Here is a 23,211-nt window from a genome sequence, read left to right on the forward strand (position 1 = left end):
GGGGAGGATGGGGAGCAGCATTCCGGCTACGGAACTGCTGTCGTTCCTCGATGCGCTGGGGACGTGGCGGGATCGGCGGAAGGCTGAGCTGGAGGAGTTGGATCAGGCTGCGCTGCAGTCGCCGGACGCCGACGCGCTGAGTGCGGACGTCGTACTGAGTATGGCGGTCTGGAAGGCGGTCTCGGACCGCTATGAGCTGATCCTGGTCACCTGGGACTCCGGGCGGGTCGGGCCGGCCGAGACCGAGCGGATCTCCACCTTGATCTGGGGCGGTCTGGACACCGGAGGCGCGGGTGGTTCGCTCGCGGTTTCGTTGCCGGAGGCATGCAAGTTGTCGGACGCGCTGGCGTCCAGCCTGCGGGCCAAGCTCGCGCTGGAGCCGGGTGACGCCGACCTGGCCGCGCGGCTGCGACAGCTCCGGGCAGAGGTCGAGCGGATCAACGACCTGGTCAAGCAGGAGCCGGCGAACACCCGCAACGCGGCGATCGCCACGCACCACGATCTCGATCGCCGGGTCACGGATCTTGCCGAGCGCAACAAACGTGGCGCGGACATCGGCGGGCTGATCGGTCCGCTGGAGATCGACGCGGCCAAGACCGAACGGGACCTCATCGTCGGCGCCGCGACCCGCAAGGAACGTGCCGCCGACGTCGCACGGGCCCGGACGTTGCGCAGCGAACTGGAAGCACAAGGTATCGCGGTGCGGGCGATCGCCGACCGGGCCGTCGCCGCGGTCACACCGGCCCCGCGTCTCGCCGTACCGGATGTGACCGCGATCGGGCCGGTGCCGAACACCCCGGCCGAGCTGGCGAAGTACCTGACCCGGTTGGACGCCGTACGTCGCGCGCTGAGTCAGGCGCAGTCGGCGTACGGCTCGGCGCTGGATCGGCGCGACGAGCTTGCCGCCCGGCTGGACGCGTATCAGGTGAAGGCAGCAAGTGTTGCCCCAGGCAACGAGGATCTTGCCGAGTTGTACCGGCGTGGCCGTGCGGTGATCAAGTCCGAGCCAGTGGACCTGGCCCGGCTCGGCGCACTCGTCACGGCGTACCAGGCCTACCTGGAGAGCACGGGAGGGACCAGATGACGACGACCACCGCCTGTACGCAGCCTGGCTGCACGGGCACCATCATGGACGGGTACTGCGACGTCTGCGGCTCGCCCGCGGCGTCGTCCGGTACGGCGAGCCCGGCCCCGGCGACCGGCGCCTGCACGCAGCCCGGCTGCACCGGCACCTTCGCCGACGGGTACTGCGACGTCTGCGGCTCGCCCGCGCCCGATGGCTCCACGACCCCATCCGCCGTCACTGGCGCTCCGCCGGTGACCACGGACCTGGACCCGGACCCGATCAACACCCCGTCGACGGTGTCCCGCGCGTCCAACCGGCTCGCCTCGACACCACTCGGCTCCGCCCGGGCCGGCGCGGCCGGTTCCAAGCTGACCCGCCGGCTCGGTACGTCGTCCACCCGGTTGCGCGGTGCACGCCTCGGCGCCGGCCTGACCCACATACCGACGATCCCGGCGATCGACGCCAGCAAAGCGATCCTGGCCAACCCGATGGTCCCCGAGGACCGCCGGAACTGTCCCAACTGCGGCAACGCGGTCGGCCGGGCCCGTGGCGACCAGCCGGGCCGCACCGAGGGGTTCTGCCCCAAGTGCCGGAGCAAGTTCTCGTTCTCGCCCAAGCTGCACCCGGGTGACCTGGTCGGCGGCCAGTACGAGGTGGCCGGCTGCCTGGCGCACGGTGGTTTCGGCTGGATCTACCTGGCCCGGGACAAGAACGTCTCCGACCGCTGGGTGGTGCTGAAGGGCCTGCTCAACTCCGAGGACCCGGACGCGGTCGCGGCGGCGATCGCGGAGCAGCAGTTCCTGGCCCGGGTCGAGCACCCGCTGATCGTGGAGATCTACAACTTCGTCACCCACGAGGGCGCCGGCTACATCGTGATGGAGTACGTCGGCGGCACCTCGCTGAAGACGTTGCTCAAGCAGCGGATGGCCGCCAACAACGGCCAGTACGACGCGTTGCCGATCGACCAGGCGATCGCGTACATCCTGGAGATCCTGCCGGCCTTCTCCTACCTGCACGACCTGGGGCTGCTGTACTGCGACTTCAAGCCGGACAACATCATCCAGGTCGGTGATGCGGTCAAGCTGATCGACCTCGGCGGTGTCCGGCGGATCGACGACTTGGACTCGGCGATCTACGGCACGGTCGGCTTCCAGGCCCCCGAGGTAGCCGAGGTCGGCCCGTCCATCGCCTCCGACATCTACACGCTCGGCCGGACGCTGTGTGTGCTGGCGATGGAGTTCCGCGGCTACCAGTCGCGGTTCGTGGCGTCGCTGCCGCCGGTGAGCGACGTACCGCTGTTCCAGAAGTACGACTCGGTCTACCGGCTGCTCCTCAAGGCGTGTGCGAAGGACCCGGCGGACCGGTTCCAGACCGCCGACGAGTTCCGGGTGCAGCTGCTCGGAGTACTGCGGGAGGTCGTGGCCGACAAGCAGGGCACCAAGGCGGCGCAGCACTCCGCGTCGTCGCTGCTGTTCGGCACACCAGGTGACAAGACCGCCGGCCTGGGCGACAAGGCCGCTCCCTGGCAGCAACTGCCATCGCTGATGCAGGACGACAGCGACAAGATGGCCGGTTGGCTGAAGACCGTGAGCGTGCCGGACGCGTCCAAGCGGCTCGAGCTGCTCGTGGACGCTCCGGAGTCGTCTCCGCAGATCCTGTTGGAGATCGCCGAGGCCGCCCTCGAGGTGGGCGAGTACCGCTACGACATGGTCGACACGGCGGTCTCCGACCTGCTCGCCGCGGACCCGTGGGAGTGGCGCGCGGTGTGGATGGCCGGACTGGTCGCACTGGCCCGTGGCGACTCGCCCGGGGCCCAGTCGGCCTTCAACGCCGTCTACGGCCAGGTGCCGGGTGAACTCGCGCCGAAGCTCGCACTGGCAATCGCCTGTGAGCTCAGTGGTGAGTACGACGTTGCCGAGGGCCTCTACCTCACCTGCGCCCGTACTGATGCCAACTACATCGCACCGTCGGCCTTCGGGCTGGCTGCCATCCGCACCCTCCGCAACGACCTGGACGGCGCCATCGCGGCGCTCGACCTGGTGCCACGGACAAGCGGGGCGTACGTTCGGGCTCGTCGCCAACGAGCCGGTCTGCTGGCAGGATCGGGTCGTGGCCTTCCCGCGCTGGCCGATGCGATGGGCAGTATCGAGTCGCTGACCATCGACCCGGTCGACCGGGCCGAGCTGGCCGCGGACGTGTTCCGGACCGCGCTGGCGGAGGTCCAGCAGTCCGGTCCGCAGGAAGGACTGCGGATCGACGGACGGGAGGCGACCGAGCCGGCCCTGCGGGACGGGCTCGAGGCCACCTACCGTCAGCTGGCGGATCATGCGCAGAGCCGGCAGGAACGGATCGCCCTGGTGGACCTGGCCAACGAAGTTCGAGGATGGACGTTGCGATGACGAGTACGACCCAGACGGTCTGCCCCAGCTGTGGTGGCCCGGTGTCCGAGGCCGACCGCTTCTGTGAGGCCTGTGGGGCCGAGCTCAAGCCCACCGCGCCCAGCACACCGGCCCTGGACACGGACACCGAGCCGACGGTCGAGATCAACACCAGACCCGTGAGCCCGTGTCAGTCCTGTGGCGGTGTGGTCGGTGCCGACGGCTACTGCGAGACGTGCGGCACCAAAGCGGCCAAGCCACGCGACCACTTCGACGAGCAGCCGGCGCCCTGGGTGGCCGGCGTGTGTGACCGGGGCATCCGGCACAGCCGCAACGAGGACGCCATGGCCCTCGCGGCAGACGCGGAGCCGGCCAGCAGGGCTCTCCTGGTCGTCTGCGACGGTGTCAGCTCGTCACTCGACTCGGACGTCGCCAGTCTGGCCGCCGCCCGCGCGGCTCGCGACGTACTGGAGGCCGGTCACGCGCAGGGCATCGGCACCGAGTCGTCGCGCAGCGCTGCGATCGCGGCCCGGCTCAAGGCGGCTGCCGATGCGGCCAACGACGCCGTACTGGAGAACACGAGTCCGGACAGCCCGAATCCGGCGTCGTGCACGTTCGTTGCGACGGTCCTGGAGGACGGTCTGCTGGTGGCCGGTGTGGTCGGGGACAGTCGCGCGTACTGGTTCCCGGACAACGCCGAGGCCGTCGCACTGACCGTGGACGACTCGTGGGCCGCCGAGCTCATCTCGACCGGCATTCCGCGCGCGGAGGCCGAGTCCGGTCCGCACGCCCACGCGATCACCCGGTGGCTGGGCAAGGACGCGCCGGACCACACGCCGCGGACGACGACCGTCCAGGTGGCCGGGCCGGGGTGGATCCTGGTCTGCTCGGACGGACTGTGGAACTACTGCTCCGAGGCGGCACCGCTGGCCGACCTCGTACGTCAGACCGCTGCGGCGCACGATGGCGAGCCGTTGGCCACCGCGTCCGCCCTGGTCGACTGGGCCAACGCCCAGGGCGGCCAGGACAACATCACCGTCGCCCTGGCGCGGCTCTAACCGAAGGAAGGACGACAGATGGCCGATTTCACCGCCACCGTCTACCAGAACGAGTTCCTGCCCGACGGCGGAACCGACGTGCACGCCATCGTCACGGTGGACTGCAGCGGCGCCGGTGCGGCCGGGCAGTCCGGCAGCGGTGACGCGGGCGAGATCATCATCGTCGACACCTCCGGCTCGATGGGGGCCGACGGCGTCCGGGCCGCCGCGTACGCCGCGCAGACCGCGCTCGACCAGATCCTGGACGGGGTCTGGTTCGCGGTGATCTCCGGCAACGACCGGGCCCAGCTGGCCTTCCCGCCGTCCCCGGAGCCGGTGATGGTGCGGATGGACCAGTTCACCCGGCAGCAGGCCAAGGACGCGGTGTCCCGGTTCTACGCCGACGGCGGGACCGCGATGGGTACCTGGCTGCGGCTGGCGTCCCGGGTCTTCAAGACCGTCCCGTCGCTGACCCAGAAGCACGCCATCCTGCTCACCGACGGCGAGAACCAGCACGAGACGCCCGAGGTACTGACCCAGACGATCGAGGCCGTCACCGGCGAGTTCCAGTGCGACTGCCGCGGTGTCGGCGTCGCCTGGCAGGTCGACGAGGTACGCCGGATCGCCACCGCACTGCTCGGCACCGTCGACATCATCCCGGCGCCGGACCAGCTGGCCGCCGAGTTCTCCAAGCTGATCCAGAACGCGATGAGCCGGGGTGTCGCCCAGGCCGATCTCCGGGTCTGGGCGCCCCAGGGCGCGGAGGTCCTGTTCGTTCGCCAGGTCGCCCCGACGGTCGAGGACCTGACCTCGCGTCGTACGGCGGTCAACCCGCTGACCGGCTCGTATCCGACCGGCTCGTGGGGTGACGAGTCGCGGGACTACCACGTGGCGATTCGCCTGGCCGCCAAGGCGATCGGGCAGGAGCAGCTCGCCGCGCGCGTGCAGCTGGTGATCGGCGACGACGTGGTCGCCCAGGGCTTGGTCAAGGCGCTGTGGTCGGCGGACGAGGCCTTGACCACGCGGATCAGCCCCGAGGTCGCGCACTACACCGGGCAGACCGAGCTGGCCGAGGCGATCCAGGAAGGCCTGGCCGCGAAGGCCGCCGGCGACACCGCGACCGCGACCACCAAGCTCGGCCGCGCGGTCCAGCTGGCCGCCCAGACCGGTAACGAGGAGGCCACCACCCGGCTGCGCAAGGTGGTCGACATCGACGACCAGGAAACGGGTACGGTGCGGCTCAAGCGGACGGTCGAGAAAGCCGACGAGATGGCACTCGACACGGCCTCCACCAAGACCACCCGGGTGAAGAAATGACGACAGTCAGCTGTCCGAGCGGGCATCCGTCCGTCTCGACCGACTACTGCGACGTCTGCGGCCTGCCGATCGGCGCCGCGGCCACCCCGGCCGCGGCGTCCGTCCCGGCACCGGCGGTCGCGGCTCCCCCGCCGGCGCCCGCGACCCAGACCTGCCCGAACTGCTCGGAGCCGGCCACCGCGGACGCCTTGTTCTGCGAGAGCTGCGGCTACGACTTCACCACCGGCACCATGCCGCGACCGGCTTCGCCACTCGACCTGTCGGCCACCCCGCCGCCGGTGCCGCCGGCGCCCGTCGAGACCGCCGACTGGGTCGTCGAACGCTGGGTCGACCCCGACTGGTACGCCGTACAGCAGAGCGACGACCCGTGTCCGTCGCCCGGCCTGCCGGTGGTCATCCCGCTGACCGAGAAGAGTGTGCTGATCGGCCGTCCGTCCCGGAGCCGGAACATCCATCCGGAGATCGACTGCGGTGACGACACCGGCGTCAGCCGCCGCCAGGCTCAGCTCACCACCGACGGCACCCGCTGGTGGGTCGAGGATCTGCAGTCCTCCAACGGCACGTACGTCGCTCCGGCGTCCGGCCCGCTGCCGGAGGACCCGATCGTCCCGGGTCAGCGCCGGGAGCTGAACGCCGACGACCGTGTCTACGTCGGCGCCTGGACGCGTCTCGTCGTACGCAAAGCGACCCCGGAGGAAAAAGCCGGTCAGGCCTGAGCAATCGCGGAAGGAAGCTCGCCGCAATTGTTTCTAGCGTGAGGGCATGACGACGAACACAGACATCAGGCCCTTCCGGATCGAGATTCCGCAGGCGGAGGTGGACGACCTCAAGATGCGGCTGGCCGGCGCCCGCTGGCCGGCCACACCGTCGGTGGACGACTGGAGCCGTGGCGTTCCGGTCGGCTACCTGAAGGAGCTGGCGGCGTACTGGGCCGAGGGCTACGACTGGCGCGCCGCCGAGGCGGCGCTGAACGAGATCCCGCAGTTCGTCACCGAGATCAACGGGCAGCGGATCCACTTCTTCCACCAGCGGTCGGCGTCGCCGGACGCGTTGCCGCTGATCCTGACCCACGGGTGGCCGGGGTCGCCGGTGGAGTTCCAGCAGCTGATCGGCCGGCTGACGGACCCGGTGGCGTACGGCGATGACGCCGCCGACGCGTTCCACGTCGTCGTACCGTCGTTGCCCGGGTACGGGTTCTCGACGCCGCTCGGGCCGGGTGGGTTCAACCTGTTCGGGGTCGCGCAGATGTGGGCGGAGCTGATGAGCCGGCTCGGGTACGAGCGGTACGCCGCCCATGGGACGGATGTGGGGTCCGGGGTCGCCGGGATGCTGCCGATGGTCGATCCGGCTCGCGTGGCCGGCGCACATCTGGCCGGAGTGAGTGCGGGTACACCGTTCGGGGATCCGCTGCCGCTGGACGGGTTGTCGGAATCGGACCGGGCTCGCGCTGAGCGGTTCAACGCGCTGCTCGACGAGGGATTCGGCTACCTGGTGCTGCAGTCGACGCGGCCGCAGACGTTGGCGTACTCGCTGAACGATTCGCCCATCGGGCAGCTGGCCTGGATCGTGGAGAAGTTCGCCGAATGGACCGACCCGATCCACAAGCTGCCCGAGGAAGCGGTCGACCGCGATCAACTGCTGACCAACGTGAGCCTTTACTGGTTCACCGGGTCGGGCGCGTCATCGGCACATGCGGTGTACGAGGGGATGCAGGCCTGGAAGGCGTACGCCGCTCAGCAGGCCGAAGGTGGTTCCGAGGGATGGGGCGACGTGACCGGCCCGCCGACCGGGGTCGCGGTGTTCGGCGCCGAGATGGCGATCAGGAGCCTGGCGGACCCGGCCGGGAAGATGAGTCACTGGACCGAGTACGACCGCGGCGGTCATTTCGCCGCGATGGAGGTGCCGGACCTGCTGGCCGCCGACCTCCGGTTGTTCTTCGGTCCACTGCGCTGACTAGGCGCCGGGCTGGACCTTGGTCCAGCCCGGCATCGGCTTGAAGCACAGCCACTCGATGATCGTGGAGCCGACGATGATCGGGATCACCCACATCCACGGCTGCCGGGGTGCGCTGACCACCAGAATCGCTGTCCACACAGCGATCCAGCCACCGCCGTACCCGCGCAGCACCCCGCGGTACCAGAGCCCGCCGGGAGCCTCCGCGGCGCGCTGACCGAGATAGACGAACAGGTACGACGCGACCGAGATCGGCCAGAAGAACCACAGCCGGCCCCAGTCGTACGGGACCATCACGAGTGCGGTCAGGCAGACGATCGCGATCGTCCAGTGGTAGATCTCACCGGCCCAGTTGAGGCCACGCCGGCGCAAGGTGAGGACGATCGCCAGCGGGCCGAACAGGACCGCGAGCACACCCGCCGCGACATGCAGGATCAGAGCGATGTCACGCATCGCCGGTCCTCCCCCGACCCCGGCACCCGCCGGAGCTGTCTGACATGTCAATGGAGCATAGGGGCCGGAGCCGTTGCCGTCTCCCCCTCGGCGCGCCCGAGTTGGACGCACGGAGGGCCGGTGTCAGCTCGCCGGGACGTGCAGCACGAGGCGGACCGCGAAGGTCCGGTATCCGAGGCGATCGAAGCTGCGTGCCATCGGGACGTTGCCGAAGTCGGTGTCCGCCCGGATCTGCTCGGCGCCCGTCTCCGCGAGGATGTGAGTGATCTCGGCCAGCAGGTCATCGCTGTACCGGTGACCGCGGTACTCGGACAGCACGCCGAGGTACCCGACCACCGGACCACCCGCGTTGGCCGACGGGATCGCGAACCCAACCAGCTTCCCGTCTGTGCTTGCGTCGTACGCGAGCCGCCACCAGGACCGGTCGCCTGGCATTGACTGGTACATCTCCAGTTCCTCGCGAGCCGCGCCGTCGGCTCCGAGCCGGGCGACGGCGCGCGCGGTGGATGCGTCCAGACTGCCTTCGCTGACCCGGCGGAAGACGTCCACGAAGGCCTCGTCGTCGGCGGGCTCGAAACGCAGCCGAGTCGACCGCGGCGGCAGGCCGTACGCCGGCTTCCACTCGTAGCGCAGCCGCTCGGTGACGTCGGTCAGCCCGGCCGCCTCCGCCGCACGCTTGCGTGGCTCGAGCTCGGCAACCACGTCCGGCTGATCACGCCAGTCGTTGGCCAGGAAGAAGTGGTACTCCGGCGGCTCGACATCGGCCGGCAGTGACTTCAGGGTGTGCTCGATCAGCGCCGTCCAGACCGGCACCGGGTCCCCGTCGCCGGCGTAGTACAGCCCGTCGATGCTGAACGGGTGGTCCTGCTCGGCCGGCCCCCACCAGATGGCCAGTGCCAGGATCTTGCCGTCATCCTCGGCGACCCAGGTCCAGTCGTGCCGGTAGGTGCCATCGGCAACGAAATCACGGTACCGGTCGAGGGTGACGGTGTTGACCGACTGCCGCTCGATCAGGGCAAGGATGGTGTCGAGGTCGGCCTCGACGGTGGTGCGGATGTTCACGAATCCTCCAACAGGAGGCGCGCTCCACTCAGTGCGAGCTGTGCGAGCGGGTCGGGCGCGCCGGGAAACAAGTCGGTGTTCTCATCGGTCGCTCCTTCCGCTCCGGATCCTTCTCGCCGCCGCAGACATTAGGGCCTGCACGGGGTCATAGTCCACCGGTTATTCACAGCTGGGATGTGCCGGGGCTACCTCCTCCGGGCAGCCTCGCCCGCCCATGAGAACTGACGACCACTGTTCGTCCTTGTGCGCCGAGGTCGAAAACAGTTTACAGTCCCCACTCAATCGCAGTTAGATCTTTTCAAACGATCGCCTAACCGGTTAATGTCCCGGAGTACCGTCGTCGACACGTTGAGTGACCGCTACCGCCCCTCACGGAAGGATCTACTCGATGTCCACCCTGCGCAAGGCCACAATCGGCCTGCTCACCGTTGGACTGTTCACTCTCGGTGGCCAGCCTATGCCCGGACTGGCCGCCGAACCTGGACCGGCCGACGGCACGCCCACCGTGGCCGCCGGCAACCCGGTCCAGCTCACGAACGGTTTCTACGTCGACCCGAACTCGAACCCGGCCAAGTACGTCAAGCAGCACCCGGGCGAGACCGAGATCAAGACCAAGATCGCCGACAAGGCCGGTGGCCGCTGGTTCGGCAACTGGAGCGGCGACATCAAGGCGGCGGTGACGTCGTACACCACCGCGGCGGACCGGGCGAACAAGCTGCCGATCCTGGTCGCCTACAACATCCCGGGCCGCGACTGCGGTGGCCACTCCGGTGGTGGCGCCGGGTCGCCGGCGGCGTACCGGGACTGGATCGCCAAGTTCGCCGACGGGATCGGCAACCGGCCGGCCGTGGTCGTGATCGAGCCGGACGCGCTGGCCCAGCTTGATTGCATGCCTGAGAACCAGCGGCAGGTGCGGATCGACCTGCTGAAGTACGCCGTCAACCAGTTTGCGAGCAAGAACCCGAACACCTGGGCCTACATGGACGGCGGCAACTACAACTGGATCGCGGCCGGTGAGATGGCGCGGCGGCTGCGACTGGTCGACGTCGGCAAGATCCGCGGCTTCGCGCTGAACACCTCGAACTACTACACCACCCAGCAGTCGGTGACGAAGGGCAACGCGATCAAGAGTGCCCTCGGCGGCAGCAGCCAGTTCGTCGTCGACACCAGCCGCAACGGCAAGGGCTCGAACGGCGAGTGGTGCAACCCGCCCGGCCGCAAGCTCGGCGTCACCTCCCAGGTCGGCGGTGGCGCGGACATGCTGCTCTGGCTCAAGGTCCCCGGCGACTCCGACGGCGACTGCGGCATCGGCAAGGGCATCCCGGCCGGCACCTTCTCGGCCACGCTCGCCAAGCGGCTTATCTCCGGCACGTGACGATTTGAGACTTCTTCAGCACTGGCTGCCTGGCCGTGCTGTAGAAGTCTTCATCGGATGCTTCAACGATACGATTGAGGCTCGTGAAGCTGACCGATGAAGACCGTCGTCTTGTCACTTCGTGGGCCGCCGAATGTGCGGAGCGGGTGCTGCCGCTGTTCGAGGCGAAGGCACCCGCTGACACCCGTCCCCGCGACGCGATCGAAGCGGCCCGCGCCTACGCTCGCGGTGGCCGGCGGACAGCCCAGTTGCGATCGTGTGCCTGGGCGGCTCAGAAAGCCGCCGGCGAGGTCGGCGACCCGGCAGCCAAAGCCGCTGCCCGTGCCGCGGTCGCTGCCGCCGGGGCGCCATACATCCACGACCTGGAGTCCCCGCACCAGCTGAACCACATCCTCGGTCCGGCGGTCCTGATGGCCCAGGCCCGCGAACTGGCAGCCGCCGACACCGCCGCCGGCGACGAGGAAATCCGCTGGGCCATCGCCCACGCATCCCCATCCCTTCGCCAAGTCGTACGTCGCTGGCCTGCCCGCGACCCAAGCCCCACCCGCACAGGCACCCTCTACCACCGCCTCGACAACGCCCTCCGCCTCTGACCTCCGCGCAACGCCGGGCTGCTCCACTGCATGCGCGACGCCGGCGGCGGTCCGAACGAGCACGCAACCCGAGCAGCCCTTGACGAGGTGATCACTACCGCGGCCCAAGACCTCACTCCCCACCGGGTAGAGGCGAGCGCTTATGCGTGCTCCCGGAAAGCGGACTGTGGGGGCGCGGCTCCGGCTGCTTGATGATGCCGGTCGTGGTGGTGTGGGTCAAGGGCACCTTCGGCGTCCGCTTCGCGGATCGAACAAGTTCGACCCTTGACCCCCGCCACCACGACCAGGGAAGGACGCAGCTAGGCCGGAGCAGCTCACCCGAGTGGTCACGTGCCCCGACGTGGACACGGTGGGCCGGCCTGGGTACGCCGGATTCGCTGGCCCTGGATCGGTGAGGGCCTGCGGTGAGCTGCTCATCCGCGCCGAGGTCGACGACGGTCAGGGTGCCGACTCGCAGTCAGGCGGTGACGGTGTTCGATGGGTGGGCGATTTTGCCCGCATGCTGGTCACAACCAGACAGAACCCGGGCCTTGAACACCTTCTGGGGACCTGAGACAGGCCATAACATGTCCCCGGTCCCCAGAAGGTGTTCAAGCCTCCGCTGATCCCGCCTCGGATCCCGGGATGCGGACGAAACCGTTCATATGCCGCGCAAGCCCGCCAGCGGCGCAGGCGCGTCCCCCTGGCGGGTTATGTCACCGCTGGCGTGCTGCAACCCGTCAGCCACCACAGAACCTGCCAGCCAAGAACAACCCCCCGGCCGACACCCGACCGCACCGCAGCACATCGGGCCCCCGGTGTGCCCCCCGGGTCGTTGGCCTGACCGTCTCGCCTGGCCGTGCTGTCGGACTCCCCAACGCAAACGGTCCCGGCCAACCGCCGGAACCGCCTACCCCGCCCGTGCCGCCGGAACCGCCTGCCCCGCCCGTGCCGCCGGAGCTTCCTCACCCCACCGAACACAGAGCGGCCCTGAACCTGCCCGGACCACCATGCAGGGCTGGGCGCAGCCGAACCATCCGCAACCCCCCCCACCCAACAGAAAGCGGTCCCGGGCAAATGCCCGGGACCGCTTGTGGTGCTGTGTGCTGTCGGACTTCAGTGAATCAGAAGTCCATGCCGCCCATGTCGGGCGCGCCACCCGGAGCGGCCGCGGCCTTCTCCGGCTTGTCGGCGATGACGGCCTCGGTGGTGAGGAACAGGGCCGCGATCGACGCCGCGTTCTGCAGCGCCGAGCGGGTCACCTTGGCCGGGTCGATGATGCCGGTGGCGATCAGGTCGACGTACTCGCCGGTCGCGGCGTTCAGGCCGTGGCCGTTCTCGAGGTTGCGGACCTTCTCCACCACGACGCCGCCCTCGAGGCCGGCGTTCACGGCGATCTGCTTCAGCGGGGCCTCGACGGCGTGACGCACGATCTGCGCACCGGTCGCCTCGTCACCCTCGAGCTCCAGCTTCTCGAACGCCGCCACGGACGCCTGCAGCAGAGCCACGCCACCACCGGCGACGATGCCCTCCTCGACGGCCGCCTTCGCGTTGCGAACGGCGTCCTCGATGCGGTGCTTGCGCTCCTTCAGCTCGACCTCGGTGGCCGCGCCGACCTTGATCACCGCAACACCGCCGGCCAGCTTGGCCAGCCGCTCCTGCAGCTTCTCGCGGTCGTAGTCGGAGTCCGACTTCTCGATCTCGGCGCGGATCTGGTTGACCCGGCCGGCGATCTGGTCCGCGTCGCCCTCGCCCTCGACGATGGTCGTCTCGTCCTTGGTGACGACGATCTTGCGGGCCTGGCCGAGCAGCTCCAGGTCGACGGAGTCGAGCTTGAGGCCGACCTCCTCGGAGATCACCTCGCCGCCGGTGAGGACGGCGATGTCGACCAGCATGGCCTTGCGGCGATCACCGAAGCCCGGCGCCTTGACGGCGACGGCCTTGAAGGTGCCCTTGATCTTGTTGACAACCAGGGTGGCCAGGGCCTCGCCCTCGATGTCCTCGGCGATGATGGCCAGCGGCTTGCCGGTCTGCATCACCTTCTCCAGCACCGGGACCAGGTCCTTGATGCTGGAGATCTTGCTGTTCACGATCAGGATGTACGGGTCGTCGAGGACCGCTTCCATCCGCTCGGTGTCGGTCACGAAGTACGGCGAGATGTAGCCCTTGTCGAAGCGCATACCCTCGGTGAGCTCGAGCTCGAGGCCGAAGGTGTTGCTCTCCTCGACGGTGATGACGCCTTCCTTGCCGACCTTGTCCATCGCCTCGGCGATGATCTGGCCGACCTGGTTGTCGGCAGCAGAAATGGACGCGGTCGCCGCGATCTGCTCCCGGGTCTCCACCGGCTTGGCCAGCGACAGCAGCTGCTCGCTGATCGCCTCGGTCGCCTTCTCGATGCCCTTCTTCAGGCTCATCGGGTTGGCGCCGGCCGCGACGTTGCGCAGACCCTCGCGGACGAGAGCCTGGGCCAGCACGGTGGCGGTGGTGGTGCCGTCACCTGCGACGTCGTCGGTCTTCTTCGCAACTTCCTTGACGAGCTCGGCCCCGATCTTCTCGTACGGGTCCTCGAGCTCGATCTCCTTGGCGATGGAGACACCGTCGTTGGTGATCGTGGGGGCGCCCCACTTCTTCTCCAGGACGACGTTGCGGCCCTTCGGGCCAAGCGTCACCTTGACGGCGTCGGCGAGGGTGTTCATACCCCGCTCGAGGCCGCGGCGCGCCTCTTCATTGAAAGAAATCAGCTTGGGCATTCTCCGCGAGTCCTCCCGCGTCGAGTCTTTGTGGTTCAGCCGGCCGGGATGCCCGCGACGGACGGCACCGGCATCGCGGCGCTCACGTCCCGCCACGCTTCCGGCACCTCATCGAGGCCGTCTTCTGTCACACTCCGCAGGCACGAGCCTTATCACTCTCACCCGTGGAGTGCTAACCAAGTATTAGCACTCGCCCCCAACGAGTGCAAGCCAGCCCTCGCTACCGTAGGTCCATGGTGGACGTGCGAGCGGCCGGCCCGGACTCATGGGCCGACGTTGCCGCGGTGATGGGCAAGCGCGGCGACCCGGCGCGCTGCTTCTGTCAGTACTTCCGTCGGCGCGGGAAGGAGTGGGACACCGCGACCCGTGAGAGCAACCGCCGAGCCTTGCGTAACCAGGTCTGCCACGGTGACATTCCGCCCGGTGTCCTGGCGCACGACGACGGCGCACCGGTCGGCTGGTGCGCCGTCTCACCGCGTACGTCGTACCCGCGAGTGGTCGCCTCACCCAATTGGCGCACCGACCAGCCCGACGCCTGGGTGATCACGTGCTTCGTCGTACCCGTCGGCCACCGCCGCCAGGGCCTGGCCGGCGAGCTCGCGCTCGGCGCGGTCGACCTCGCCCAGTCGTACGGCGCTCAGACGGTGGAGGGCTGCGCGGTCGACACCTCGATCGCCGACCGCATGTCCTCAGCCGACCTCTACCGCGGCCCTCTCTCCGTCTTCCTCAGCGCCGGCTTCACCGAGGTCAGCCGGACCAACCCCCGCTGGGTCCTCGTCCGCAAGCAGCTCGGCTAGACCGTCGCGACGAGCCGTACCGGAACGAGGCTCGGGTCAGATCAAGCGTCCAGGCGGGCGATGAGGTACTTCGGGGCGGTCAGGCGCCAGGCCTCGGTGACGAGCTCGCGGAGCTCCTCGTCGTCGGCCGCGGCGATGTCGACGTCGAGCCAGGCGAAACGGCCGGACGCCCAGGACGGTGAGAACACCTCCGGGTCCTCGGCCACCAACGCCTCCTGCTCCTCCCGCAGCGACTTGAGCAGCAGCCTGGTCTCGTCCGCCGACAGGTACGCGAAGCTTTTGTTCCGCACCTTGAAGACCGGCTGCCCCGCCCAGCCCTCGTGTTCCTCCACCCCCGGCAGCCCGAGCACGACCTTCGTCAGTACGTCGACGTCCATCCCCCGACCGTAGGCGGCGCCACCGACAATCCTCGACCCCGGCCGGGCGAATCCTGCCGAAAGTCGTACGGGTCCCGGGATCAGGGATCCAGGGGTCGGATCAGGGGTGGGTCGGTACCGATCCTGATGTGGTGAGAGCCCCGCAGGCAGGACAGTAGAGACATGACGAACTCCAACGCACCGTTCTCCAACCTGTCCGGCAAGGTCCTCCGTCGTTCCCGCGACCAGCGGATGCTCACGGGTGTCTCCGGCGGCATCGCGGAGTACCTGAACATCGACGTGACCCTGGTCCGCCTCGGCATCGTCGGTCTCACCCTGCTCACCGGCGGCACCGCCCTGATCGGCTACGTGGTCGCCTGGATCGTGATCCCGGAGTCCGACGGCAAGGCCGTCTGGCAGAACGTCCAGCAGTCGGTGAACCAGCCCTCGACCCCCGAGGCCGACATCGCCTCCCGCATCTACGACGACACCAACAACAAGCCCCCGGCGGCGTGACCGACGCAGCAGCAGGGTGACCCGCTCCCACGAGCCCTCACCCTGCTGCCCGGGGCTGGCCCGCGTCGCCGCTTACCTGCTCTCCGCGATCCTCCTACTGGCGCCCTTGCTCGCGCTGGCGGCGGGCATCGCACTCTTGCTCTACTACAGACCTCTCTGGCTCAGCGCCCCGCTGGCGCTGGTCGCCTTTGGCGTAGTCCTCCTCTTCCGCCCACGCGCTCACAAGCTGCCTTCCGACGCACAGTTGGTCACACGTGAGCAGGCACCCGTCCTGTACGGCGTACTGGACCGCATCGCCGCCGCCGTCGGCACACCAACGATCCCGGCCGTCGTCGTCGACACCGAGCCCAACCTGTGGTTCGCCCGAGCTGGCTGGCGCTTCAGGCCCGTGATCGGCATCGGTCTGCCGCTGTGGGCCGGCCTGAGTCCCCAGGAACAGGTCGCGATCCTGGCGCACGAGCTCGGGCATGGCCGGAACGGTGACGCCCGGCACGGCTGGGTGATCGGTGGAGCGCAGTCGATCCTCGGCGAGCTGAGCCTGACGTTCTCGGAGCAGCCGCTGGATCGGTATCGGCAGGACCTCAGCTACGACGTCAACCCGCACGCGACCTCCGTCGGCTTCATCACCCAGGTGGTCAACGGCACGGTCGGTGGGCTGGTTCGTGGGTACGGCTGGCCTAGACCGTCAGAGCGGTCTTGCGGACTGCTGCGGTGGTCTGGTCGGGGTGGTCGGTGAAGACGCCCTCGATGCCCAAGGTGGCGAAGCGGGAGAGTTCGCTGGGGAAGTCGGTGCCGGTGGGCAGGAAGCGGCGTTCGGCGCGGAAGGTCCAGACCTGGACGGCGAGGCCGGCGTGGTGGGCTTGGTCGACCAGGCGGGTCGGCTCGCCCAGTGAGCCGTCGGGCAGGCGGGGAATGACCAGGTCCTTGTGCGGCGCCAGCACCTGGGCGTACGTCGAGACCTCGCGCAGGCCGGCCGGCTCGATCAGGTCCGCGAAGGTGCGGCCGTCGCCGGTCCGCAGGAAGTCGTTCGGCGCGCTCCGGGAGTCCACCAGCTGGACCAGCGGCACCCGCGTCATCACCGACAGCCGGCGCAGACTGGTCGGCTCGAACGACTGCACCATGATCTCGTCGCCGCGCAGCCCCAGCGTCAGGATCCGCTCGGTCAGCAGTTCCTCCAGCGGCAGCCCGACCCGGCGGAAGTACGCGGGATGCTTGATCTCGGGCAGTACGCCGATCGGCCGCCCGAGCCGGAGCGACTCCTGCCGGGCCAGCGCCACCACCTCGTCGAAGGTGGGGATCGTCTCCATCCCGTCGTACGCCGTGTTGCCCGCGCGCAGGCCGGGCATCCGCTCCCGCGCCCGCAGGCTGCGCAGCTCGGCGTAGGTGAAGTCCTCGACGAACCAGCCGGTCACCGCGGTCCCGTCGACGATCTTGGTGATCTTCCGGTCCGCGAAGACCGGGTGGTCCGCGACGTCCGTCGTACCGGAGATCTCGTTCTCGTGCCGGCAGACCAGGACGCCGTCGAGCGTGGCGACCAGGTCCGGTTCCAGGTAGTCGGCCCCTTGGGCCACGGCCAGGCGGTACGCCGCCGGCGTGTGTTCCGGGCGGTAGCCACTCGCTCCCCGATGCGCGATCACCAGCATGATCCCAGCACAGGCGGCGGACATGGCGCGGCGGGAACTCGTCGCCCAACGCAAGGTGAAGCTCTTTTGATGAGCGGGCAGACACCGCGGCGCCACGCACCCGCCACCAGCCGGCGCCGGCCAGACGCGATTAATTCGCATGCGGACTGTCGATGGCCACACCTAGCCTGAAGGAGCCATGAGACAACTTCCTCTCGCCGATCCCGGCGTCGCCGATCACCGCTCTCCGGCCCGTTATCTGCTCTGGGTCGCCCGCGGTCAGTCGCGCACGCTCGCCGGCGGGATGGCGTTCGGCATCCTGTGGATGGGCGCGCAGGCGTTCATCCCGGCGATCCTGGGCAAGGCGATCGACGAGGGCATCGCGGCGCGCGACGGCGACCGGCTGCTGGAGTGGACCGCGGTGCTGTTCGCGGTCGGTGTGGTGCAGGCGCTCGCCGGAATCATGCGGCACCGGTTCGCGGTGACGAACTGGCTGACCGCCGCCTACCGCACGGTGCAGGTGGTGACCCGGAAGTCGGCCGACCTCGGCGCGACCCTGCCGAAGCACCTGGCCACCGGCGAGGTGGTCAGCGTCGGCGCCGGCGACCTGGCCTACATCGGCAACCTGATGGAGATCTCGGCCCGGTTCACCGGCGCGATCATGGCCTTCGTCGTGGTCGCCTCGATCCTGCTCTCCACCTCGACCACGCTCGGCCTGGTGGTGCTGATCGGCGTCCCGGTGATGCTGTTCTGCCTCGGCCCGATGCTGCGGCCACTGCACCGGCGGCAGTTCGCGCAGCGCGAAGCGGTCGGCGAGCTGAACTCGCTCGGCTCCGACATCGTGGCCGGTCTGCGCGTGCTGCGCGGCATCGGCGGTGAAGAGTCCTTCTCCCGCCGGTACCGTCGTGAGTCGCAGCAGGTTCGGCAGGCCGGGGTTCGGGTCGCGCGGATCCAATCCGTGCTCGACGCCGCCCAGGTGCTGTTGCCTGGCGTCTTCGTCGTCCTCGTCGTCGGCATCGGTGCTCATTTCGCACTGCGCGGTGACCTCAGCGCCGGTTCACTCGTCGCCTTCTACGGATACGCGACGTTCCTTGTGCTGCCGCTGCGCACGGCGACCGAGTTCGCCAACCAGTTGATGCGCGGCCTGGTGGCGGCCCGCCGGGTGGTCCGCGTGCTTTCCTTGACGCCCGACATCGCCGACCCGGCGAACCCTGTGCGGCTGCCTGTCGGCGGTGACCTCGTCGACCCGGTCTCCGGCATTCGCGCCCGCGACGGACAGCTCACTGCGATCGTCTCGGCCGAGCCGGACACCTACAACGAGCTGGCCGACCGCCTGGGTCGGTACGACGACACCAGCGAGGTGCGGTACGGCGGAGTGACCCTGGCCAGCGCCAGTCGTGCGGACATCCGGGCACGGATCCTGGTGAGCGACACCGGTGCCCAGTTGTTCACCGGCACCCTGCGCCAGGAGCTCGACCCGGACAACCGCCGGACCGACGACGAACTGATGGCAGCGATGCGTACGGCGTCCGCCGAGGACGTGCTGGTCGCGCTGACCGACGGGCTCGACTCCGAGGTCGAGGAGAAGGGCCGATCGTTCTCGGGCGGGCAGCGGCAGCGGCTGGTGCTGGTCCGGGCGCTGCTGGCCGACCCGGCTGTGCTCGTGCTGGTCGAGCCGACGTCCGCGGTCGACGCGCACACCGAGGCGCGGATCGCGGACCGGTTGCGTGCCCACCGGGCCGGGCGGACCACCGTCGTACTGACCGCGAGCCCGCTGCTGCTGGACCGGGTCGACGAGGTGATCTTCGTCGCGGCCGGCCGAGTGGTTGCCACCGGCAAGCACCGCACGCTGCTCGAGACCGACCCGCACTACCGCCGAACAGTCACCCGCCAGACGGAAGAGGAGGAGGCCCTGACATGAGGCAGATCCTGCCCGTCGCGGGCCCAACCGAGATCCGTCGGCACGCGCGACGGCTGGCGCGGCGGCATCCGCGCGCACTGCTGGTGGCGTTGCTGCTGCACGGCCTGGCCGCGATCACCGGCCTGGCCGCGCCGCGACTGATCGGCGGCCTGGTCGAGGACGTACAGCACGGCACGACCGTTGCCAAGGTCAACCAGGTGATCCTGGTGATCGCGGTGTTCATTGTGGCCCAGTCGCTGCTGACGCGGTGGGCCCGGTTCAGGTCGTTCGCCCTCGGTGAGCAGGTGCTGGCCGAGGTGCGCGAGGACTTCGTCGACAACGCGCTCGCGCTGCCGATCGGCACCGTCGAGCGGGCCGGCACCGGCGACCTGTTGTCCCGCACGTCGCGTGACGTCGACACGCTGTCGCGGACTGTGCGGTTCGCCGTACCGGAGACGATCATCGCGTTCGTCACGGTGCTGTTCACGGTCGGCGCCACGCTGCTCGTCGGCGTCTGGGTGCTGGTGCCGCTACTCGCGATGACGCCGCTGCTCTGGCTGAGCACCAAGTGGTACCTGCGCCGCGCGAAGGACGGTTACCTGCGCGAGAACGCGGCGTACGCACAGATGACGAGCTCGCTGGCCGAGACGGTCGAGGGTGCCCGGACGGTCGAGGCCCTCCGGCGGTACGACGAGCGCGTCCGGCGTACCGACGCCGATATCCGCGGGTCCTACCTGGCCGAGCGGTACACGCTGTTCCTCCGGACCATCTACTTCCCGGTGGCCGAGGTCGGATACCTCGTGCCGGTGGTGGGGACGCTGGTGTTCGGCGGCTGGCTGCACATCAACGGGCACGTCTCGCTGGGCGCGGTCACGGCCGCCGTGCTGTACGTCAACCAGTTGATCGATCCGGTCGACCGGCTGCTCTCCTGGCTGGACGAGCTGCAGTCCGGTGGTGCCGCATTCGCGCGACTGCTCGGCATCAGCGACGTACAGGACGATCGGACGCCGTCCGGGCGGTCACCGGACGGTGAGCTGGTCGAGGCGCGGGACGTGCGGTTCTCGTACGTCGACGGCCGCGACGTGCTGCACGGGGTGGATCTGACCATCGAGCCGGGTGAGCGGGTCGCGATGGTCGGGCCGTCCGGCGCGGGCAAGTCGACGCTGGGGCGGCTGGTCGCTGGGATCCATCCGCCACGCACGGGTTCGGTGACGGTCGGCGGGGTCGGGATGACCGACCTGCCGCTGGACGAGCTGCGCAAGCAGGTTGCGCTGGTGACACAGGAGCACCACGTGTTCGTCGGCACCTTGCGGGACAACCTGTCGATGGCTCGGCCGGACGCCTCCGACCAGGAGCTGCTGGAGGCGCTCGCGGCGGTCGACGCACGCGAGTGGGCCGAGGCATTGCCGGATGGCCTGGATACGCGCGTCGGCTCCGGGCAGCTGGGGTTGTCGCCGGCGCAGGCGCAGCAATTGGCGCTGGCGCGTCTGGTGCTGGCCGACCCGCACACGCTGGTGCTGGACGAGGCGACGTCGCTCATCGACCCGCGCGCGGCGCGCCACATGGAGCGTTCGCTGGCCGCCGTACTGGAAGGCCGGACGGTGATCGCGATCGCCCACCGCCTCTACACCGCGCACGACGCCGACCGCGTCGCGGTGGTGGAGGACGGCCGCATCACCGAGTTGGGCAGCCACGACGAACTGGTCGCCCGCCAAGGCTCCTACGCCGCCCTCTGGAACAGCTGGCACGGCTAGGCCGTGTCTGGCAATTCCTCGCCTACTGCGCGGCACTCGGCACGGCATCTCGCCGCACCGAGCACCTGCTCGCGACGGCGCTGAATTACCAGGCGCGACCTAGTTGCCAACAGCAAGAACCCCCTGGCCTGACGGTCAGGGGGTTCTTGCTCTTCCTAGGATCGGGTACGGCGTTTCCGCAGTACGAGGACAGCTGAATCGACATGCGGCGGTGGGGTGAAAGCCTTTCGGGGAAGGCGAAGACCGATCGACAGGTCGTAGTGGTGCAACCACCGGTTCGCCCCGGGCGCGTCACCGCGGGACCACCGATTCGCCACCGCCCGCTGCAGCACGAGATCCGCCGACACCAGGCGAGAGCCAGGTGCCAGCAAGCGCTTCAGCAGTGCGGTGGAGATGTTGTACGGCGGACTCGACACCACCCGGAACGGCCGTGACGGCAACCGCAGATCGGCGGCATCGGCACGGACCACCGTCACCGGTGCGTCCGCGAACCGCCGGCGCAATCGGTCGGCACGACCAGGGTGGAGTTCAACGGCGACGACCTGGGCTCCGGCCCGGACCAGCGGTGCCGTCAGCGCACCGAGTCCGGCCCCGACGTCGAGGACGAGCTCACCGGGTTCGACCCCGGCCGCGTCCACGACCCGTTGGGCCCAACGACTATCGAGCGGATGCCATCCCCAGGCACCCCGCGCCTGCCCGGAGGCGGGCACGACGGACCATCACGAAGTACGTACTCATGCGCCCGACCCTAGCCCCGCGTACCGGACACCTTCAAAGCATTTTCGGCGTTGCCCCGAGTGACGTGACGGTTGCCGTCGTACGGCGTTCTGCCCGCTCCAGCCGGGTACGCCGAGCCGCCGCCAGTCCGGTCGTGGCGAGTTCACGCCGTACGTCGAGAACCCGAACGGGCAACGCGTCCGTCATCAGCAGCGGTGCGTACTCGGCCTCCGCGGTGGTCCATCGGTCGCCATCCCGCTGGAAGGTGAAGCGGACCAGGAGGCCTTCGGCCTTGGGGCTCGTGGGCTCGCGGTGCGCGGCCACCAGATTGCCGAGGCCGTACGCGACCCACTTCCCGTGGTGCTGCTCCATCGGCTGGACGACGTGGGCATGGTGCCCGAGCAGCAGATCGATGTTGCTGTCGGCAAGCAGTTGCGGTGCGACCGCGCGCTGCTGGGCGTTGAGTTTGCTCGAGTACTCGGTGCCCCAGTGACAGCTGACGACCACGATCTCGGCGCCGCGATCACGCGCCTTCTGTGCCATCGCCCTGATCGCCGGTACGTCGATCGTGCCGGCCCGCCAGGTCTCGCCGTCCGGGTACGGCAGGCCGTTGAAGCCGAAGGTGTAGCTGAGCAACGCGATCTTCACGCCGCGAACGTCGACGATCGTCGGAGTTTCCGCCTCTTCCGGCGTACGGGCCGTACCTGCGTGCCGCAGGGCTGCCTGCTCGAGCGTCTTCAGGGTTCGGTCGACGCCGGCGGCACCGCTGTCGAAGCTGTGATTGCTGGCGGTGGTACAGACGTCGTACCCGGTCTGCTTCAGCGCGCTCGCGATCTGCGGCGGCCCTTGGAAGAGCGGGTAGCCGCGGTACGGGCCGCCGATCGGAGCAAGCGGTGTCTCGAGATGGCAGACCGCGAGATCGGCCTCTTGGACGAGCGGCTTCACACTGCTCATCACCGGTGCGAAATCCCAGTCACCATCGCGGCCGTCGCGCGTTGCGGTGGTCCAGAGACGCTCGTGCAGCAGTACGTCGCCGGTCGCCACAAGGGTGATCCGATCGGGCTGATCCGCCTTGTTTTCCTCGGTCTTCTGGGTGCTCGCCGGGCCACTGCCGTTGCCGTTGCCCCGGTTGGAGCCGGTGTCCGCGGCGGTGTCTGCGATACAACCCGTCGTCGCGAGTACTCCCGCTCCGGCGAGCATCGCCCCCAGCACAGCCCGTCGTCGTACTGCCATCCCGCGCCCCCTTTGTTACTTGGGAGACGCCCCACTCAGCCGTTTGGTTCGTTGCGCTACGCGATCAGGTTGGAGTCGTCCTGTCGGGTCGGGTTGTCCTGGCAGGCTTCGACCAAGGTGTCGAGCGAGAGGTCGAGGGTCGCGGCGACGGCGGCGACGGTGAACAGCGCCGGGGTCGGGATGCGACCGGTCTCGATCTTGCGAAGGGTGTCCACGGAGACCCCGCAGGCCGCCGCCACCTCCACCATACTGCGCTCACCGCGCGCCTCCCGGAGCAGGCGGCCGAGCTGCCGGCCCCGCTCACGGTCCCAGCTGGACAGAGGTGGTCGGACCATGACCGTGATTATAGTACC

Annotated in this window: 21 protein-coding genes; 13 read left to right on the plus strand and 8 right to left on the minus strand. The window is 69.2% G+C overall.

What is annotated here, in order from left to right; translation table 11 throughout:
- The first annotated feature begins 7 nt into the window (after nucleotides 1–7).
- From AB0F43_RS34770 to AB0F43_RS34795, 6 genes are read left to right on the plus strand one after another with little or no spacing between them, the layout of a single operon-like run.
- Complete coding sequence (locus AB0F43_RS34770; protein ID WP_360486924.1) at nucleotides 8–1,084, plus strand: hypothetical protein; 1,077 nt, start codon at nucleotides 8–10, stop codon at nucleotides 1,082–1,084.
- Nucleotides 1,081–3,465: a tetratricopeptide repeat protein gene (locus AB0F43_RS34775; RefSeq protein ID WP_360486927.1), complete on the plus strand. Its 2,385-nt coding sequence runs from the start codon at nucleotides 1,081–1,083 to the stop codon at nucleotides 3,463–3,465. Before AB0F43_RS34770 ends, AB0F43_RS34775 begins: the two co-directional genes overlap by 4 nt.
- Nucleotides 3,462–4,502 carry a PP2C family serine/threonine-protein phosphatase gene (locus AB0F43_RS34780; RefSeq protein WP_360486930.1) on the plus strand — a complete coding sequence of 347 codons (1,041 nt, stop codon included), beginning with the start codon at nucleotides 3,462–3,464 and terminating at the stop codon, nucleotides 4,500–4,502. Before AB0F43_RS34775 ends, AB0F43_RS34780 begins: the two co-directional genes overlap by 4 nt.
- 18 nt (nucleotides 4,503–4,520) lie before the next feature.
- Nucleotides 4,521–5,798: a VWA domain-containing protein gene (locus AB0F43_RS34785; RefSeq protein WP_360486933.1), complete on the plus strand. Its 1,278-nt coding sequence runs from the start codon at nucleotides 4,521–4,523 to the stop codon at nucleotides 5,796–5,798.
- Nucleotides 5,795–6,514 (plus strand): FHA domain-containing protein, encoded by a 720-nt coding sequence (locus tag AB0F43_RS34790; RefSeq protein ID WP_360486936.1) that lies wholly within the window; start codon nucleotides 5,795–5,797, stop codon nucleotides 6,512–6,514. The genes AB0F43_RS34785 and AB0F43_RS34790 overlap by 4 nt, the downstream gene beginning before the upstream one ends.
- A gap of 46 nt (nucleotides 6,515–6,560) precedes the next feature.
- Nucleotides 6,561–7,751 carry an epoxide hydrolase family protein gene (locus AB0F43_RS34795; RefSeq protein ID WP_360486939.1) on the plus strand — a complete coding sequence of 397 codons (1,191 nt, stop codon included), beginning with the start codon at nucleotides 6,561–6,563 and terminating at the stop codon, nucleotides 7,749–7,751.
- Here AB0F43_RS34795 and AB0F43_RS34800 read toward each other — a convergent pair whose 3' ends face one another.
- Together AB0F43_RS34800 and AB0F43_RS34805 are read right to left on the minus strand one after the other, a co-directional pair.
- Nucleotides 7,752–8,204: a hypothetical protein gene (locus tag AB0F43_RS34800; protein WP_360486942.1), complete on the minus strand. Its 453-nt coding sequence runs from the start codon at nucleotides 8,202–8,204 to the stop codon at nucleotides 7,752–7,754.
- Between the two features lie 123 nt (nucleotides 8,205–8,327).
- The gene (locus tag AB0F43_RS34805; RefSeq protein WP_360486945.1) at nucleotides 8,328–9,266 is read right to left on the minus strand and encodes a GNAT family N-acetyltransferase; all 939 of its coding nucleotides are present in this window, start codon (nucleotides 9,264–9,266) and stop codon (nucleotides 8,328–8,330) included.
- A 388-nt stretch (nucleotides 9,267–9,654) separates the two neighbouring features.
- On the opposite strand from AB0F43_RS34805, the gene AB0F43_RS34810 reads away from it, so the two are divergent.
- Nucleotides 9,655–10,641, plus strand: a complete 987-nt coding sequence (locus AB0F43_RS34810) for a glycoside hydrolase family 6 protein (protein ID WP_360486948.1) — start codon at nucleotides 9,655–9,657, stop codon at nucleotides 10,639–10,641.
- Nucleotides 10,642–10,724: 83 nt separating this feature from the next.
- Nucleotides 10,725–11,234 carry a putative immunity protein gene (locus AB0F43_RS34815; RefSeq protein ID WP_360486951.1) on the plus strand — a complete coding sequence of 170 codons (510 nt, stop codon included), beginning with the start codon at nucleotides 10,725–10,727 and terminating at the stop codon, nucleotides 11,232–11,234.
- Between the two features lie 1,103 nt (nucleotides 11,235–12,337).
- On the opposite strand, the gene groL is transcribed toward AB0F43_RS34815, so the two are convergent.
- The gene (groL, locus tag AB0F43_RS34820; RefSeq protein ID WP_360486954.1) at nucleotides 12,338–13,963 is read right to left on the minus strand and encodes a chaperonin GroEL; all 1,626 of its coding nucleotides are present in this window, start codon (nucleotides 13,961–13,963) and stop codon (nucleotides 12,338–12,340) included.
- Nucleotides 13,964–14,196: 233 nt separating this feature from the next.
- Here groL and AB0F43_RS34825 point away from each other — a divergent pair, with 233 nt between their 5' ends.
- Entirely contained in the window at nucleotides 14,197–14,760 is a 564-nt protein-coding gene (locus AB0F43_RS34825; protein WP_360486957.1) for a GNAT family N-acetyltransferase, read from the plus strand.
- Between the two features lie 41 nt (nucleotides 14,761–14,801).
- Here AB0F43_RS34825 and AB0F43_RS34830 read toward each other — a convergent pair whose 3' ends face one another.
- The gene (locus AB0F43_RS34830; protein WP_360486960.1) at nucleotides 14,802–15,137 is read right to left on the minus strand and encodes an MmcQ/YjbR family DNA-binding protein; all 336 of its coding nucleotides are present in this window, start codon (nucleotides 15,135–15,137) and stop codon (nucleotides 14,802–14,804) included.
- A gap of 162 nt (nucleotides 15,138–15,299) precedes the next feature.
- Here AB0F43_RS34830 and AB0F43_RS34835 point away from each other — a divergent pair, with 162 nt between their 5' ends.
- Both AB0F43_RS34835 and AB0F43_RS34840 read left to right on the plus strand, forming a co-directional pair.
- The gene (locus AB0F43_RS34835; RefSeq protein WP_360486963.1) at nucleotides 15,300–15,632 is read left to right on the plus strand and encodes a PspC domain-containing protein; all 333 of its coding nucleotides are present in this window, start codon (nucleotides 15,300–15,302) and stop codon (nucleotides 15,630–15,632) included.
- Nucleotides 15,633–15,648: 16 nt separating this feature from the next.
- Nucleotides 15,649–16,368, plus strand: a complete 720-nt coding sequence (locus AB0F43_RS34840; RefSeq protein WP_360486966.1) for a M48 family metallopeptidase — start codon at nucleotides 15,649–15,651, stop codon at nucleotides 16,366–16,368.
- On the opposite strand, the gene AB0F43_RS34845 is transcribed toward AB0F43_RS34840, so the two are convergent.
- Nucleotides 16,310–17,275, minus strand: a complete 966-nt coding sequence (locus tag AB0F43_RS34845; RefSeq protein ID WP_360486969.1) for a glycerophosphodiester phosphodiesterase — start codon at nucleotides 17,273–17,275, stop codon at nucleotides 16,310–16,312. The genes AB0F43_RS34840 and AB0F43_RS34845 overlap by 59 nt on opposite strands.
- Nucleotides 17,276–17,453: 178 nt before the next feature.
- Between AB0F43_RS34845 and AB0F43_RS34850 the strand changes: the two genes are divergently transcribed.
- Nucleotides 17,454–19,175, plus strand: a complete 1,722-nt coding sequence (locus tag AB0F43_RS34850; protein ID WP_360486972.1) for an ABC transporter ATP-binding protein — start codon at nucleotides 17,454–17,456, stop codon at nucleotides 19,173–19,175.
- A complete protein-coding gene (locus AB0F43_RS34855) occupies nucleotides 19,172–20,908 on the plus strand; it encodes an ABC transporter ATP-binding protein (RefSeq protein WP_360486975.1) in 1,737 nt (578 codons plus the stop codon). Before AB0F43_RS34850 ends, AB0F43_RS34855 begins: the two co-directional genes overlap by 4 nt.
- 155 nt (nucleotides 20,909–21,063) lie before the next feature.
- On the opposite strand, the gene AB0F43_RS34860 is transcribed toward AB0F43_RS34855, so the two are convergent.
- From AB0F43_RS34860 to AB0F43_RS34870, 3 genes are all read right to left on the minus strand, one after another.
- Nucleotides 21,064–21,618 carry an rRNA adenine N(6)-methyltransferase family protein gene (locus tag AB0F43_RS34860; protein ID WP_360486977.1) on the minus strand — a complete coding sequence of 185 codons (555 nt, stop codon included), beginning with the start codon at nucleotides 21,616–21,618 and terminating at the stop codon, nucleotides 21,064–21,066.
- Between the two features lie 61 nt (nucleotides 21,619–21,679).
- Nucleotides 21,680–22,858, minus strand: coding sequence for a CapA family protein (locus AB0F43_RS34865; RefSeq protein ID WP_360486980.1), 1,179 nt, complete (start codon nucleotides 22,856–22,858; stop codon nucleotides 21,680–21,682).
- A gap of 56 nt (nucleotides 22,859–22,914) precedes the next feature.
- Complete coding sequence (locus tag AB0F43_RS34870) at nucleotides 22,915–23,193, minus strand: helix-turn-helix transcriptional regulator (RefSeq protein WP_360486982.1); 279 nt, start codon at nucleotides 23,191–23,193, stop codon at nucleotides 22,915–22,917.
- Between the last annotated feature and the right edge of the window lie 18 nt (nucleotides 23,194–23,211).

The organism is Kribbella sp. NPDC023972 (assembly GCF_040639075.1).
GTDB lineage: Bacteria > Actinomycetota > Actinomycetes > Propionibacteriales > Kribbellaceae > Kribbella.

Bases quoted from the DNA above. Each gene is read 5' to 3' on its own strand.
- AB0F43_RS34770 (WP_360486924.1), top strand. From the start codon at position 8: ATGGGGAGCAGCATTCCGGCTACGGAACTGCTGTCGTTCCTCGATGCG.
- AB0F43_RS34775 (WP_360486927.1), top strand. From the start codon at position 1,081: ATGACGACGACCACCGCCTGTACGCAGCCTGGCTGCACGGGCACCATC.
- AB0F43_RS34780 (WP_360486930.1), top strand. From the start codon at position 3,462: ATGACGAGTACGACCCAGACGGTCTGCCCCAGCTGTGGTGGCCCGGTG.
- AB0F43_RS34785 (WP_360486933.1), top strand. From the start codon at position 4,521: ATGGCCGATTTCACCGCCACCGTCTACCAGAACGAGTTCCTGCCCGAC.
- AB0F43_RS34790 (WP_360486936.1), top strand. From the start codon at position 5,795: ATGACGACAGTCAGCTGTCCGAGCGGGCATCCGTCCGTCTCGACCGAC.
- AB0F43_RS34795 (WP_360486939.1), top strand. From the start codon at position 6,561: ATGACGACGAACACAGACATCAGGCCCTTCCGGATCGAGATTCCGCAG.
- AB0F43_RS34800 (WP_360486942.1), bottom strand. From the start codon at position 8,204: ATGCGTGACATCGCTCTGATCCTGCATGTCGCGGCGGGTGTGCTCGCG.
- AB0F43_RS34810 (WP_360486948.1), top strand. From the start codon at position 9,655: ATGTCCACCCTGCGCAAGGCCACAATCGGCCTGCTCACCGTTGGACTG.
- groL (WP_360486954.1), bottom strand. From the start codon at position 13,963: ATGCCCAAGCTGATTTCTTTCAATGAAGAGGCGCGCCGCGGCCTCGAG.
- AB0F43_RS34825 (WP_360486957.1), top strand. From the start codon at position 14,197: ATGGTGGACGTGCGAGCGGCCGGCCCGGACTCATGGGCCGACGTTGCC.
- AB0F43_RS34830 (WP_360486960.1), bottom strand. From the start codon at position 15,137: ATGGACGTCGACGTACTGACGAAGGTCGTGCTCGGGCTGCCGGGGGTG.
- AB0F43_RS34835 (WP_360486963.1), top strand. From the start codon at position 15,300: ATGACGAACTCCAACGCACCGTTCTCCAACCTGTCCGGCAAGGTCCTC.
- AB0F43_RS34845 (WP_360486969.1), bottom strand. From the start codon at position 17,275: ATGCTGGTGATCGCGCATCGGGGAGCGAGTGGCTACCGCCCGGAACAC.
- AB0F43_RS34850 (WP_360486972.1), top strand. From the start codon at position 17,454: ATGAGACAACTTCCTCTCGCCGATCCCGGCGTCGCCGATCACCGCTCT.
- AB0F43_RS34855 (WP_360486975.1), top strand. From the start codon at position 19,172: ATGAGGCAGATCCTGCCCGTCGCGGGCCCAACCGAGATCCGTCGGCAC.
- AB0F43_RS34865 (WP_360486980.1), bottom strand. From the start codon at position 22,858: ATGGCAGTACGACGACGGGCTGTGCTGGGGGCGATGCTCGCCGGAGCG.
- AB0F43_RS34870 (WP_360486982.1), bottom strand. From the start codon at position 23,193: ATGGTCCGACCACCTCTGTCCAGCTGGGACCGTGAGCGGGGCCGGCAG.